At 58.3% G+C, this 15,389-nt stretch carries 10 protein-coding genes and 1 pseudogene; 10 read left to right on the forward strand and 1 reads right to left on the reverse strand.

Translation table 11 applies throughout. From position 1 onward, the window contains the following. The 8 genes and pseudogenes from JWR14_RS08325 to JWR14_RS08360 all read left to right on the forward strand — a co-directional run. Positions 1-202: pseudogene (locus tag JWR14_RS08325) on the forward strand (sugar ABC transporter substrate-binding protein); the annotation flags it as partial. A gap of 368 nt (positions 203-570) precedes the next feature. Next, positions 571-2,196 (forward strand): sugar ABC transporter ATP-binding protein, encoded by a 1,626-nt coding sequence (locus JWR14_RS08330; RefSeq protein ID WP_299704349.1) that lies wholly within the window; start codon positions 571-573, stop codon positions 2,194-2,196. A 291-nt stretch (positions 2,197-2,487) separates the two neighbouring features. Beyond that, positions 2,488-3,585, forward strand: a complete 1,098-nt coding sequence (locus tag JWR14_RS08335) for a LacI family DNA-binding transcriptional regulator (RefSeq protein ID WP_299704352.1) — start codon at positions 2,488-2,490, stop codon at positions 3,583-3,585. A 450-nt stretch (positions 3,586-4,035) separates the two neighbouring features. Continuing rightward, positions 4,036-5,790, forward strand: a complete 1,755-nt coding sequence (locus JWR14_RS08340; RefSeq protein WP_299704355.1) for a methyl-accepting chemotaxis protein — start codon at positions 4,036-4,038, stop codon at positions 5,788-5,790. A 431-nt stretch (positions 5,791-6,221) separates the two neighbouring features. Continuing rightward, entirely contained in the window at positions 6,222-6,983 is a 762-nt protein-coding gene (locus JWR14_RS08345) for a hydratase (RefSeq protein ID WP_299704358.1), read from the forward strand. Between the two features lie 759 nt (positions 6,984-7,742). Beyond that, entirely contained in the window at positions 7,743-9,665 is a 1,923-nt protein-coding gene (locus tag JWR14_RS08350) for a PrkA family serine protein kinase (protein WP_299704361.1), read from the forward strand. 279 nt (positions 9,666-9,944) lie between these two features. After that, positions 9,945-11,210: a YeaH/YhbH family protein gene (locus JWR14_RS08355; protein ID WP_299704364.1), complete on the forward strand. Its 1,266-nt coding sequence runs from the start codon at positions 9,945-9,947 to the stop codon at positions 11,208-11,210. Continuing rightward, on the forward strand, positions 11,207-12,859 hold the full coding sequence (locus tag JWR14_RS08360; protein WP_299704367.1) for a SpoVR family protein: 1,653 nt from the start codon (positions 11,207-11,209) through the stop codon (positions 12,857-12,859). The genes JWR14_RS08355 and JWR14_RS08360 overlap by 4 nt, the downstream gene beginning before the upstream one ends. 86 nt (positions 12,860-12,945) lie before the next feature. On the opposite strand, the gene JWR14_RS08365 is transcribed toward JWR14_RS08360, so the two are convergent. After that, a complete protein-coding gene (locus JWR14_RS08365; RefSeq protein ID WP_299704370.1) occupies positions 12,946-14,013 on the reverse strand; it encodes an AI-2E family transporter in 1,068 nt (355 codons plus the stop codon). Between the two features lie 234 nt (positions 14,014-14,247). Between JWR14_RS08365 and JWR14_RS08370 the strand changes: the two genes are divergently transcribed. Together JWR14_RS08370 and JWR14_RS08375 are read left to right on the forward strand one after the other, a co-directional pair. Next, positions 14,248-14,832, forward strand: coding sequence for a TetR/AcrR family transcriptional regulator (locus tag JWR14_RS08370; RefSeq protein ID WP_299704373.1), 585 nt, complete (start codon positions 14,248-14,250; stop codon positions 14,830-14,832). Positions 14,833-14,928: 96 nt separating this feature from the next. Then, positions 14,929-15,389 (forward strand): SDR family NAD(P)-dependent oxidoreductase (locus tag JWR14_RS08375; RefSeq protein ID WP_299704376.1); only part of this gene is annotated, 461 nt, incomplete at its 3' end.

The raw sequence follows: 15,389 nt of genomic DNA on the forward strand, positions 1-15,389 counted from the left end.
GCAGGTCGTTGGTTACGACAACATCAACGCCATCAAGCCGATGCTCGCCGACGGCCGGGTGCTTGCGACCGCCGACCAGTACGCCGCGAAGCAAGCGGTATTTGGTATCGACACGGCTTTGAAGGCGATTTCCGAGCATAAGAAGCAATCGGAATTGTCCGGGGTGGTGGAAACACCTGTTGTCCTGATCACCAAAAAATAGGTATTACACGCATAGCGTCTCGATTTGTCTGCTTAAAATCTTAAGAAACGGGCGCTGCTGCCGATAAACGAAAGAATGGGGTGATTAACTCGGTTTTTCGATGATTTGGCCAAGCGGAGCCCGTAATCGTGTTTCTGAACAGGGTAAGTAGATTGGGTATTGGGACGGCAAAAGGCTAGTTGGGGCTTCGCGAGCATGTTCCCCTGCAAACGATTGCGGCCGGGCCTGTGCAGGAAGCGAAGCATCGCCTTATTGCGCAATCTCAGGTATCCAGGGTCCGCGAAGTCCGGTTTGTGGCCGGGCGCAGCGAGCGGGGCGCGCGTTTGACGAGGTTTGAAGAGCGCAGCGGCTTGTCGCCGGAGAAGAGGATGGACGACAGAGTGGAAACCGCGCCCGTTCTCACGGTGAGCGGGATAGGCAAGACCTACGTGGAACCGGTTTTATCCGATGTCACGCTGGATCTGCACGCCGGCGAAGTCCTTGCGTTGACAGGGGAAAACGGCGCCGGGAAAAGCACGCTGTCCAAGATCGTTGGCGGCCTGGTCGATCCGACCACCGGCACCATGACCCTGGGTGGCGAGCCTTACGCGCCGGCCAGCCGCAAGGAGGCGGAAGCGCTCGGCGTGCGCATGGTGATGCAGGAGCTCAACCTGCTGCCTACGTTGTCAGTGGCGGAAAACCTGTTCCTGAACCGCTTGCCGCAGCGCAAGGGATTCAAATTCGGCTGGATCGACCGGGCGGCGCTGCGCGAGGACGCGCGGCACGCGATGCAGCAGGTCGGGCTCGACGCGATCGAGCCGGATACGCTCGTCGGCGAACTGGGGATCGGGCATCAGCAGATGGTGGAGATCGCACGGAATCTGATCGGTGATTGCCGTGTGCTGATTCTCGATGAACCCACCGCCATGCTGACGGCGCGCGAAGTGGACTTGCTGTTCGAGCAAGTCGAACGCCTGAAGAAGCGGGGCGTGGCGCTGGTGTATATCTCGCACCGGCTGGAAGAATTGAGGCGGATCGCCGGTCGCGCAGCCGTGTTGCGCGACGGCAAGCTGGTTCATATCGACGCCATGCAAAACCTGACGAGCGACCGCCTGGTCACACTCATGGTGGGGCGCGACATTGGTGAGCGGATCGATCTGGGCGAGCGCCGGATTCGCGACGTCGCGCTGAAAGTGGCCGGCATGAGCCGCGGCCAGGTGGTCCGCGATGTGTCGTTCGAGGTGAAGGCGGGCGAGATTTTCGGCATCAGCGGGCTGATTGGCGCGGGCCGGACTGAACTGATGCGGCTGATCTACGGCGCGGATCGGGCTGATAGCGGCGTGGTCTCGGTCGCGCACGAAGGTGCTGCGCTCACGCCCGTAAAGATTACGTCGCCTGCGGACGCCGTGAAGAACGGCATTGCGCTGATCACTGAGGATCGCAAGGGCGAGGGTTTGCTGCTGCCGCAGCCAATTGCCGCGAACATTTCGCTGGGCAATATCGGCGCGGTGTCGAGCAAGGGTTTTGTCGATGGGCGGCGTGAAGCGGCGTTGGCGCAAAAACAGATCGACGCGATGCATATCCGCGCAGCCGGTCCGTTGCAACCAGTGTCGGAGTTGTCGGGCGGCAATCAGCAAAAGGTGGTGATTGGCCGCTGGCTCGCGCGCGACTCAACCGTGCTGTTGTTCGATGAACCCACGCGCGGCATCGATGTCGGCGCGAAATTTGATATTTATGCGTTGATGGGCGCGTTGGCGCTGGAAGGGCGGGCGCTGGTGGTGGTGTCGAGCGATCTGCGCGAGTTGATGCTTATTTGTGACCGGATCGGGGTGATGTCGGCGGGACGGATGACCGGGGTCTTCGAGCGAGACACATGGTCGCAGGACGCGCTGTTGGCAGCGGCTTTTGCCGGCTATGCGAAACGCGACGAAATCCTCCAGGAGCCCATCGTCCCGGACGCCAAGGCGCCGCCTCCACCTCCGCCAGGCAGCGGCGGATCGGCAGTGAACCGGTGAACCGGCGCAAAGGGAATTCGGAGCGGTTGTATCAAGGTAGCGAAAGGCACTTGGAGCAGGCGCGAAAGCAGCAAAAAACTGCGGTGCCTGCCACGCATGAAAGCCGGCGCGGGGACAACGCCGGCGGGCGGTCGTATTGACCGTTATGAACGCACACAGGCAGGCGAAGTACGTTAGACCAGGCAGGCAACCGGTAACGCAAGGCGAGAGGACAGCGCAACGGGATGCGCGTTGCGGGGGCCAATCAAGAAGAGCAAGAAGCACGACTCAAGTCAGAGAGAAGGACCAAGTATGGCGACGATCAAAGATGTAGCGGCCATTGCGGGCGTATCGTTCACGACGGTGTCTCATGTCGTGAACAACTCGCGGCCCGTTTCGGCGGAGGTGCGGCTGAAGGTGGAGCGCGCGATTCTCGAACTCGATTACGTGCCCTCGGCGGTGGCGCGTTCTCTCAAGGCGCGCAACACGCTCACCATCGGCTTACTCGTGCCGAACGCAACCAACCCGTACTTCGCGGAACTGGCGCGAGGGGTGGAAGACGGGTGCGCGAAGAACGGCTATTGCATGTTCTTCTGCAATTCGGACGACGATCCTGCCAAGCAGCGCAGCTACTTGCGCGTGCTGCAGGAAAAACGGATTGACGGGCTGGTGATCGCGTCGGCGGGAGAAGATGCGGTGCTGGCGCAAAGCCTGGCCGGTTCGCGTGAACCGCTGGTGATCCTGGACCGGAATATTGAAGGTGTATCGGCGGATCTGGTGCAGATCGACCACGAGAAGGGCGGCTATCTGGCGACGCGCCACTTGCTGCAACTCGGCCACTCGCGGGTGGGCTGTATCACGGGCCCGATTGCGACGGCCGTCAGCGCGATGCGCGTCCACGGATTTATCCGTGCAATGGCCGAGCGCGGCATCGAGATCGAGCCGAACGCCATTCAGCAGAGCGCATTTTCGGCCACCGGAGGTTACGAGGCAGCGTCGCAACTCTTCGATACCCTCAAACCCACCGGTATCTTTGCGTGCAACGACATGATGGGCGTCGGTGCGTTGCGGGCGGCGGCGGAGCGGGGTATCAACGTGCCGCGTGACTGTTCGATCATCGGTTTCGACGATATCGAATTGAGTCGTTACACGTATCCGGCACTGTCGACGGTTGGGCAATCGGTACGCGAACTCGGAGAGCTGGCGGCGCAGACGCTGATCGACCGGATCGCGGGCAAGGTGCCGGCGACCACGCGGCGGCGCGTCGTGACGCCGCGAATGATCTTGCGTGAGTCGACGGCAGTGGTGCCGGAGGTGTTGCCGCTGGCCTATCGGAAAGATGCGGCGGCCGGGTCCGCTACTGCAGAGAACTTCGTGGCCGCAGGCCAAGGCAAGACCGAGAAGGCCTGAAGCAGGCAGAGGGCGTTCGCATTCGGGTTTTGCCGGTGTCGGCAAAACCCCGTTTGCCGACGTCCTGGTTTGTTAGGGCTCTGGCGCGCGCAACCCACTCGCAGTAAGGACCAAAGCGGTTCGATCATCGCCCGGCAACATCTTCACTTCCCCGTTCTTCCCCGTCCCCGAATCAAACCTCAACCGGTCCCACCCACGGTCATGAAGCCAATGGCGGCATTCGCCATGAATTGTTTACAACAATCGCATTAATGCGATCTTTTGCTGAATAGCGCGCATCTAAAGTTCTCAGGGTAAATCATTAGACGAAATAACATTTCACGAATTTCCTCAAGTGCGCCGCGCGCACGCCGTAAAAGAAGTCCAAGCAGGCGAATCTGGCTTTGCTCTGAATCGCGATTCCAGAACCGCGCCGGGCCGACATTTTTTTAAGCAGCTCCGAGGAAAATCATGAACATGAGTTTAACGATCAAGGCGCGTCTCGGTCTGACGATGGCATTTCTCGGACTGCTTCTGGTGGCAATCGGCGGATTGGGGCTTTACGGGATGACCCAGTCGAACCGGTCGTATCGCGACACGTTCGAGAACCAGATGCCGAGCGCTAACGCCGTCAGCAACGCGGAGCTTTATACGGCACGCGAGCGGCTCATATTCGACCGGGCGGCGTTTCTTGCCGGGACGCCGGAAGTAGCGGCGACCATCGAGCGCGGCGGCATGATGCGCGGCCGTGCCAACGACTACTGGAAAAAGTACACCGAGCTGCCGCAGGAAGCCAACGAAAAGCAACTCGCCGATACCTCCAACGCCAAACGCCTCGCGTTGCAAAAGGTGATCGACAGCGGCTATGAAGCCGTCAGGGCCAATGACCAGGCGCGGATCATAGAGACAGCGAAAGCCATGCAGGTCGCCTACGGCGAGCTGTCGACGGCCAACGACGTGCTGCGCAAATTCCAGTTCGACGGCGCCAGGCAAGGCTACGAAGCAGCCCAATCGGCCGCTGCAACTTTTCGCACCTTGAGCATGATCGCGATCGTGGCCGGACTGGCCGCCGCCGTGTTTTCGTGGATTGCGCTGCGCCGTGCGATCGGCCGGCCGCTGGACGCCGCGCTCGAGCACTTCGAAGCTATCGCAGCCGGTGATCTGCGTGGCAAGGTCGTCGCCACCTCGCGCGACGAAATGGGCTTGCTGATGCAGGGCCTTGCACGGATGCAGGCAAGTCTCGTCGGGACGGTTCGCAGCGTACGCTCGGGCACCGAATCCATCGCGACGGCGACCAAAGAGATCGCGGCGGGCAATATCGACTTGTCTTCGCGTACGGAAGAGCAGGCGTCGGCGCTGCAGGAAACGGCATCGAGCATGGACGAACTGACAGGCACGGTGAAGCAGAACGCCGACAACGCCCGGCAGGCCAGTTCCCTGGCGGCCAACGCGTCGGAGATCGCGAACAAGGGCAGCCGCGTGGTGGCGCAAGTGGTCGACACCATGGGCGATATCAACCAGAGCTCGGCGAAGATTGCGGACATTATTACGATCATCGAAGGGATTGCGTTCCAGACTAATATTCTGGCGCTGAACGCGGCCGTGGAAGCCGCGCGCGCAGGTGAAGAAGGGCGCGGTTTCGCGGTCGTCGCGGGCGAAGTGCGCAATCTCGCACAACGCTCATCGGCGGCGGCGAAGGAGATCAAGGGTCTTATCGATACATCGGTTGAGCGCGTGCAATCAGGAACCTCGCTGGTCGATGAAGCCGGCCGCACGATGACCGAGATTATCGGCGCGGTGCAACGTGTCACCGACATCATGGGCGAGATTGCGGCGGCGTCGCAGGAGCAGAGCAGCGGCATTGAACAAGTGGCGCGCGCCGTCACGCAAATGGACGAAGTGACGCAGCAGAACGCGGCGCTGGTCGAGGAGGCAGCGGCGGCGGCGCAATCGCTCGAAGATCAGGCAGCGAAGCTGCGCCAGGCCGTGGCGGTATTTCAACTCGACGACGACAGCACGGTCGAAGCGGGTTTCGGCCACACTGCTGCGCGGCCGGGATCACCGGCAACAGCAAAGTCGCGCCCAGCCGTTCCGGCGAAGCCGCGGCGCGCGGCGCCGGCAATGGCATCTGCCAAGGCGCCTGTTGCAGTGCGTCCGGGAGTGGCACGGCCAGTCGCAGCACGGCCAGCAGCGGCCGCGGCTACCGGCGATTGGCAAACTTTCTGATCGGCTGAGTGGGTCGATTGAGTCAAATGCGCTCCGCAAACTTGATTGCGGGGCGCATTTTTATTGATCGCGGGCGGTTTGCTGTCACCGGATTAACGCCAGCTTTCACTGCCGCCCTAAACGCCGCTGATAACGCGTGTCGGCTCAACGCGTCCTATAGGTGATCCTGGCATCCAGAGCGTGGGTTCCTGCAAGCGAGTTCCGAGAGAGAGCCGACCGGCGCGTCTCCATGAGGCTCCGCTACAACCCTCCGCCAACCTGAGAACCCGCCCACGCGGTGGCGCACGCATCAAGCAATCGCCATCCCGGAAAAGCCATGTTGTCCTGACCTGAACTCGCGATCCTGGCCGACTTCCCCGTACACTGAGCGGACTTCGTTCAACCTTCACGGGATTAGAACGCGTTTCGATCACCACCACAGGACGCTTGCCATGACCGGATCCACCCTTGCCGCACAGCTCGTTCAGGCCCGCCGCCAGCGCACGCAGATAGAAGACCTCGAGTCAGTCGATATCCCCGCCGACGCCGAAGCGGCTTACGCCATCCAGCACGAAGTTCTGACCCTTTCCGGCGCGCGAATTGGCGCGTGGAAAGTCGGCGCCCGCGCGCCCGGCGCGCTGGCGAACACGGCGCCCATTGACGCGGAACTCGTCCACACTTCGCCGGCGCGCATCGCGCACGCTTCATTTTTCCGCGCGCTGATTGAACTGGAGATCGCGTTTCGTTTTTCGACCGCATTGCCGCCCCGTAACGAACCTTACAGCCGCAGCGAAGTGTTCGCGGCGATCGGCAGCATGGCCGTGGCGCTGGAGGTGGTCGATAGCCGCTTCGCGCAATGGCCGAACCTCGCGACGCTGGCACAACTTGCCGATTCGCAGAATAACGGGGCACTGGTCGTCGGCAAGATGGAGCCGTATGACGTGATCGCTCCTAACTTCGATTTCCTTTCCCCGCTGCTCGAACTGTCGGTCGATGGCGTCTCGATCGTGCCACCGAGCACCGGCAATCCGGCCGGCGATCCCCGGGAACTGCTGGTGTGGTTCGTCAACCATTGCAGTGCACACGGGCACACGGTCCAGCCCTTCTGGACCATCACCACCGGCTCGAACACGGGCGCGCGGCGGGTCGACGGGCCGGGGTTGATCAGCGGCCGGGTGGATCGGATCGGCGATATTGAACTGACGCTGGAGTGACATTTTTGCAGCATCCAGGACACGGTGACAGTGCGCGCGGAAAACATTCATGCGCGCTTGTTACATCAAAAAAAGCACTCATCCGAGTGCTTTTTTTTCGCGTCTAAATCCCTGTCCGCCGAACGGGTATAACAAGGCTATGGGCGGGGTATAAGCGGTCAACGGATGTGGGTGCGCGTCGTTTAGCAAGAGAGGCGCATAGCGTTGGTGAGCCCGTTTGTGACCCCGTTGGTGAGCCTGCTACCGAATGACATTGGAGATGTCGATGTCAAAAAACGCATCACGCGTTGCATCGTTCCGGTGCTACGACGCGTATATGGGATAACCGGTGGATAACATGTGGATGAGCATGTGGATGAGCGGGGGACAACACTTGGATAACTCAGCATGGGCGCACCATGGGTACAGGGCAGATGCGGCATATGAGCGACGTATCAGCGACATAAGCGCTCAATGCATAAATGCGGGCAACACTTGAGCGCCGGCAGCAGCAGTCAGCGTGTTGGGCTGCCAGCATGTCGCATGGGTCCGGGGCTTGTACAGCAAGGCTATGCAGCCAATACGGAAAACGTTTCGCGAGTCGGGACACTGATTGTAGGTGAACGAAAATATTCCACCAAGCTAGGAATACTTCGAAGCAAATCAACAACGCATTTGCATGAAAAAAAATTCGAATAGGTTTAGGATGAACTGAAGCGATGTTGTTCTGATTAGGCGCGCCGCGCACACATTGCTTTCTGACTTCGGCGAGGAGGTAGCATGGATATCTACAGCAGTTTCGCGACCCGCTTCGAAAAAACCCGCGAGGAGGAATTCTCGCTCGAAGAGTATCTCGCGCTCTGCAAAGACGATCCTGCAACGTATGCAACAGCGGGCGAACGGATGTTGTCGGCAATCGGGGAACCGGAGTCCGTCGACACTCGCACCGACCCGCGCTTATCGCGTGTGTTTGCAAACAAGGTCATCAAGGTGTATCCGGCATTCCGTGAATTCTACGGAATGGAGGAAGTGATCGAGCAAGTGGTGTCGTACTTCAGGCATGCTGCTCAGGGTCTTGAAGAGAAGAAACAGATTCTGTATTTGCTGGGGCCGGTGGGCGGCGGCAAGTCATCTATTGCCGAACGTCTGAAGCAACTCGCCGAGCGTGTTCCGTTCTATGCAATCAAGGGTTCACCCGTCAATGAATCACCCCTTGGGCTGTTCGACTACGACGAAGACGGCCCTATCCTCGAAGAGCAATACGGCATCCCGCGCCGCTACCTCAAGAGCATTTTGAGCCCGTGGGCAGTCAAGCGCCTTCACGAATTCAATGGCGACATCCGCAAGTTCCGCATCGTTCGCCGTTATCCCTCCATCCTGCGCCAGATCGGTATAGCCAAGACCGAACCGGGCGATGAAAACAATCAGGACATCTCGTCACTCGTCGGCAAGGTCGACATCCGCAAGCTCGAAACCTTTTCGCAAGATGACGCTGACGCCTACAGCTATTCCGGTGGCTTGTGTCTCGCGAACCAGGGCTTGCTTGAATTCGTCGAAATGTTCAAGGCTCCAATCAAGGTGCTGCATCCGCTGCTGACTGCTACCCAGGAAGGCAACTTCAAGGGCACGGAAGGTTTCGGTGCAATCCCGTTCGACGGCGTGGTTCTGGCCCACTCGAACGAGTCGGAATGGAAGACGTTCCGCAATAACAAGAACAACGAAGCACTGCTCGATCGTATCTTCGTGGTCAAGGTGCCGTACTGCCTGCGCTACAGTGAAGAGATGAAGATCTACGAGAAGCTGCTGCGTAATTCTTCGTTGACAAACGCTGTTTGCGCGCCGGGTACGTTGAAGATGATGGCGCAAATGGCAGTGCTCACGCGCCTGCATGAACCGGAAAATTCCAGCCTCTTTTCGAAGATGCAGGTCTACGATGGCGACAACCTGAAGGACACGGACCCGAAGGCAAAATCGTTCCAGGAATACCGCGATTTTGCGGGCGTCGATGAAGGCATGAACGGCGTTTCCACCCGCTTCGCGTTCAAGATTCTTTCCCGCGTATTCAACTTCGATTCCACTGAAGTCGCGGCCAATCCCGTGCACCTGATGTACGTGCTGGAACAGCAGATCGAACGCGAGCAATTCCCGCCGGAAACCGAGCAGAAGTACCTCTCGTTCATCAAGGACGTGCTGGCGTCACGGTATGCCGAGTTCATTGGCAAGGAGATCCAGACCGCGTACCTGGAGTCGTATTCGGAGTACGGACAAAACATCTTCGACCGCTATGTGACTTATGCTGATTTCTGGATCCAGGACCAGGAATTCCGTGATCACGATACCGGCGAAAGTTTCGACCGCGCTTCGTTGAATGCGGAACTGGAGAAGATCGAGAAGCCGGCAGGCATCAGCAACCCGAAGGACTTCCGCAACGAAATCGTGAACTTCGTGCTGCGGGCCCGGGCTGCGAATGGCGGCAAGAATCCGGCGTGGATCAGCTACGAGAAGTTGCGCGTCGTGATCGAGAAGAAGATGTTCTCGAACACTGAAGAGCTTCTGCCGGTGATCTCGTTCAATGCCAAGGGATCGGCAGAAGAACAACGCAAGCATGAAGATTTTGTCAACCGCATGGTCGCGAAGGGCTACACGCCGAAGCAAGTGCGCCTGCTCTGCGACTGGTATCTCCGGGTGCGGAAGTCGTCGTGATGCAGGATCGTGACGTCGTGATGCTGTCCGTGCAAGTGCGTTTTTTGATCGTTTTTGATGATTTTCGACAGGGAGATGAATGAGTTCTCAGCGAAGCCCCGTAAAACGTGATTGAATCGCAGTTGTGTTGTCGGTTTTATAGTCATACGTTCGCGTGATGCTGGCCTCGTGCCAGCGGAAACGCGAACATCTTGGCGAGTGCCTTACGGTCTTGCGCCGCCGCGCGCGGTTCAGACCGCCAGCGCTTCGCTTCCTCGCCAATTACGCGGGAGACTGGATGTGCTGCATCAAATCATCGACCGCAGGTTAGCCGGTAAGAACAAGAGCATTGCCAACCGCGAACGCTTTTTGCGTCGTGTCAAAAACTATATTCGCCGCGCGGTGTCGGATGCCGTTCGGGATCGAAGCATCAAAGACATCCAGAGCACGCAAAGCATCACGATTCCGAAGAAGGACATCGCCGAACCGTCGTTCCGGCATGGCCCTGGCGGAAAGCGCGAGCTCGTGCATCCGGGTAACGCCGAATACATTCGTGGCGACAAGATCGCACGCCCGAATGGCGGCGGCGGTGGCGGCGGCAAGACCGCGAGTAACGAGGGCGAAGGGCAGGACGACTTCGTGTTCGAGTTATCGCGTGAAGAGTTCATGCAGTATTTCTTCGATGACCTCGAGCTCCCGCGTCTCGTCAAAACTCAGTTAGCCGCCGTGCCCACATGGAAGAATGTTCGGGCGGGCTTTTCGGCTGAAGGAACGCCGAACAATATCGATGTCGTCCGTTCGCTGCGCAGTGCCCTCGGGCGGCGGATCGCGCTAGGGTCGCCGTTGTCGCGTCAGTTGCACGAGATGGAGCGTCAGCTGGAAGTGCTCCTGGACGAGAAAGGTGATCCCGAGGAAATCGCGCGGCTGGAAGCCGATATCGTGATCATGAAAGGACGCATCACGCGCATTCCTTTCATCGACCCATTCGACTTGCGGTATGTCAACCGGACCAAGCAGCCCACACCCTCGAGCAAGGCCGTGATGTTTTGTCTGATGGACGTGTCGGGTTCCATGGACGAGCAGCGCAAGGATCTGTCGAAGCGGTTCTTCATTCTCTTGTACCTGTTCCTGAATCGGAATTACGAAAAGATTGAAGTCGTTTTCATCCGGCATCACACGCGCGCTGAAGAAGTGGACGAAGAAACGTTCTTCCACTCGACCGAAAGCGGCGGTACGGTCGTGTCGAGCGCGCTGGAGCTGATGAAGAAGATCATGGACGAACGGTATTCGCCCACGGAGTGGAATATCTACGGTGCGCAAGCGTCCGACGGCGACAACTGGACTGATGATTCGCCGAAGTGCAGGAAGCTTCTCGCCGAGGACATTTTGCCGAAGGTGCGCTATTTTGCTTATATTCAAGTGGCGCCTGAAGAGCAGAATCTCTGGGTGGAATACGCTCATCTGAAACAAAGCGCGCCTGAACTCGCGATGAAGAAAGTTGAATCGGCTGCGGATATTTATCCTGTCTTTCGCGAATTGTTTGAGAAACAACAGGCGGCTGCATGACAACACGGCATTTGGACAACGAAGCACGTGGGTATCACCTCAAACCTGGCGAAGAACTGAAAGCACAAGACAGCGCGCCACAAAAGGCCAGGAAGTCTCGCAAAAGCCCGGCGTCGGAAGGAGACAGCATGAACGTGGCGGAAAAAAGGCCGTTGCCGTGTCCATCGGACTGGACCTTCGAGCTGATCGAGGAATACGACACCGAGATTGCCCGTGTCGCACAGCGTTATGGGCTCGACGTCTACCCAATCCAGCTCGAACTCATCAGCGCCGAGCAGATGATGGACGCGTACGCGTCGGTCGGCATGCCGGTGAACTACCGGCACTGGTCGTTCGGCAAGCACTTCCTGTCCACCGAGAAGAGTTATCGGCGCGGGCAAATGGGCTTGGCCTACGAGATCGTCATCAACTCGAATCCGTGCATTGCGTACCTGATGGAAGAAAACACGATGACGATGCAGGCGCTCGTCATCGCGCACGCGGCGTACGGACACAACTCGTTTTTCAAGGGCAACTACCTGTTCAGGCTGTGGACGGACGCCCATGCCATTGTCGATTACCTCGTTTATGCGAAGAATTACATCGCGGAATGCGAGGAACGGCATGGTATTGACCGGGTAGAGGAACTGCTCGACTCGTGTCACGCGCTGATGAACTATGGTGTCGACCGGTATAAACGGCCGCAAAAATTGTCGCTGGCGAAGGAAGTGGCCGCACGGCGCGAGCGCGAAGCCTATTTGCAGTCGCAGGTGAATGAACTCTGGCGCACGCTGCCGAATAAAAAGGCGACTACGACTGAGGAAATTGAAAGCCGTTATCCCCCGGAACCGCAGGAAAATTTGCTGTATTTTGCGGAGAAAAATGCGCCGCTGCTTGAGCCGTGGGAGCGAGAAGTTATTCGCATTGTCCGCAAGGTCGGCCAGTATTTTTATCCGCAGCGGCAAACGCAGGTCATGAACGAAGGATGGGCCACGTTCTGGCATTACACGCTGCTCAATACGCTGTATGCGGAAGGCCGCCTGGAAGACGGTTTCATGATGGAGTTCCTGCATTCGCACAGTAACGTGGTGTATCAACCCCCCGTGACGAAGCAGTATTACAGCGGCATCAACCCGTATGCGCTGGGTTTTTCCATGATGAGCGATATTCGCCGCATCTGTGAACACCCAACGGACGAGGATCGCGAATGGTTTCCGGAGCTTGCGGGCAGCGACTGGCTTGAAGCGCTGCATTACGCCATGCGCAATTTCAAGGACGAGAGTTTTATTGCGCAGTATTTGTCGCCGCATCTGATTCGCGAAATGCGCCTGTTCTCCATTCTTGACGACGATATGCGCGACTCGCTGGAAGTGTCCGCTATTCACGACGAAAGCGGTTACCGCTATGTTCGCCAGGCGTTGTCGCGGCAGTACGACATGCATCATCGTGAGCCGAATATCCAGGTGTATTCGGTGAATACGCGCGGCGATCGTAGTCTGACGCTACGCCATTTCATGACCGATAACCGTCACCTCACCAATGACAGCGAAGAGGTCCTCAAGCACATGGCGCGGCTATGGCAATTCGACGTGTATCTTGAAAGCGTGGACGAAAATGGAACAGTGAGAAAGCGCTTCGATTGTAAATACACCGGGGCGGAGAAACGCTGAGTTATTTGGCACTATTTACCCAGACATAAAAACCGGCTCGCTGATTCACTCAGCGAGCCGGTTTTTTATTGAGCCGGACCGAAACCTTAAAGCTTATCGATTTTCCTGGCTTCTTCGTCTTGCGTGAACAAATCCCAGCTTGCCATGAACAGTGCGGCGATCAGCGGTCCGATCACGAATCCGTTGATCCCGAACAATCCCATTCCACCGAGCGTGGAAATCAGGACCACCCAGTCAGGCATTTTTGTGTCCTTGCCGACCAGGATAGGGCGCAGCACGTTGTCGACCAAGCCGATCACCACCACGCAGAACAAGATCAAAATCACGCCGCGCCAAATGTCGCCGGTCAGCAGGAAATAGGCTGCTGCCGGCGCCCAGACCAGCGCAGCGCCAATGGCCGGCAGCAGCGACAGAAAGGCCATGAGCACGCCCCACAGCAGTGAGCCCTGGATACCCAGGAACATGAAGATCATGCCGCCGAGGAAACCCTGAACGGCCGCCACGGCGATATTGCCCTTCACCGTTGCGCGGACGACGGTCGTGAACTTGGCGATCAGGTGTTGCTTCGGTTCGTCGTCCAAGGGCAGGGCGCGGCGGATGCGCCGCCCGATTTCACCACCGTCGCGCAATAGGAAAAACACGAGATACAACATCACGCCGAAGCTGATCACGAACTGGAACGTGTTCTGGCCAATGCTCAACGCCTGCGAGGCCACGAACTGGCTGATCGCAGCCGCGCCGCTGGTCAGACGTTGTTGAATGCTCGGGATATCGGTCAGGCCAAAACGGCCGAGCAGCGTCTGCACCGAGTTCGGCAGTGCGTGAATGGCCTGCTGGAAGTAGGTCGTGAAATTAGGCTGGCCCGCCTTGACCTGGGCGTACGCGAGACCGATTTCCTGGACCAGCGTGGCCGCGACGAAACTGATCGGCAGGATCACGATCACGATCGTCAAGCCCAGCGTGGCGAACGCCGCCAGATTGCGCCTCTTGCCGAATTTAGCGGCGAGATAACGCTGCAACGGCTGGAACAGGATCGCGAGAATTGTCCCCCAGAAGATCGCGCCAAAGAACGGCAGCAAGATCCAGCAAAGCGCAACGGTGACAACAAACAGCAAGAGATGGAAAAAGTTCTGGTGAACCGAGCGGTTATTCATGAGATCCCTGAGTGAGGCGGAGTCCAAGCGATGAGCGCGAGATTCAACGCCTGATCACCCTTACTAATGCAAGTGCCGGATGCTAGCACGGGCAAGATTTGGTCCATCCGGCCGACTTTGTAAGGTTTTTTTAGTGCCAAAGGCCAGGTGTCCTGCGCTGTCTTGCCGCTATCTCGAAAATAGGTATAATTGAGTATTCACTCATTAATCACATTTTTGATCCGATCACGCACGATGGCCCGACCCAAAAGCGATGACAAACACAACGCGCTGCTGCTCGCTGCGGAACAGGTTTTTGCCCAGCGCGGGCTGTCGGCTGCGCCGACATCGGCTATTTCGAAACAGGCAGGCGTAGCGGAGGGCACCCTGTTCACGTACTTCCGCACGAAGGACGAGCTGGTGAACGCGCTATACCGCTCCATCAAGCTCGATCTCGCCGACGCCCTGATGACCCGGTTCCCGCGCACGGGACCAGTGCGCGACCGGTTGGAATATCTGTGGGGCGCATTCGTCGATTGGGGTGTCGCGAATCCACAGCGTCTGAATGTGCTGGACCAGTTGTCGGTGGCGGATACGGTCAGCGAAGAGTCAAAGGCAGTCGGTTATGAACCGTTTGCCGAGATCGAAGCGCTTGCACAACACAGTATCGACACGGGTGTTTTGCATGCTTATCCGGTCGCGTTTATTGCTGCCAGCATGAAATCGATGGCTGAAACCACCATGGCCTTCATGACGGCCTATCCAGCGGAGGCCGGTCGGTACCGGACGATTGGATTCGAGGTGTTCTGGAACGGTATCGCCCGCAGTGCACGTAGTTGAATGACCGATTGATCAAGCGGGCACATTTTGTTGCTCGCTTTTTCTAGCGTTTTAATGACTGATTACTCACGCAAAAACACTTTGGAGGACGTGCAGATGAACACATGGACCGCGGCTAACATTCCCTCGCAATCGGGCAAACGCGCGTTGGTGACTGGCGCAACCGGTGGATTAGGTTACGAAACATCGCTTGAACTGGCCCGCGCCGGCGCAGAAGTGATTCTCACCGGCCGCAGCGACGCGAAGGGGCGAACTGCGCTTGAACGCATTCGCCGCGAAGTGCCCGATGCCCAAATTCGTTTTGAAGCCATTGATCTTGCAAGCCTCGCGTCAATATCGAGCGCGACGCAACAACTGCTTGGCGACGGTTCGGCGATTGATCTGCTCGTGAACAACGCCGGCGTCATGATGTTGCCCAAGCACGAAACAACCGCCGATGGCTTCGAGCGTCAGTTCGGTACCAACTATCTCGGTCACTTCGCGCTGACCGCGCAGTTGCTGCCGTTGTTGCAGAAGAGCGCCGCGCCGCGCGTGGTGAACCTGAGCAGCATTGCGCA

It is taken from the genome of Caballeronia sp., assembly GCF_028292365.1.
Taxonomy (GTDB): Bacteria; Pseudomonadota; Gammaproteobacteria; order Burkholderiales; family Burkholderiaceae; genus Caballeronia.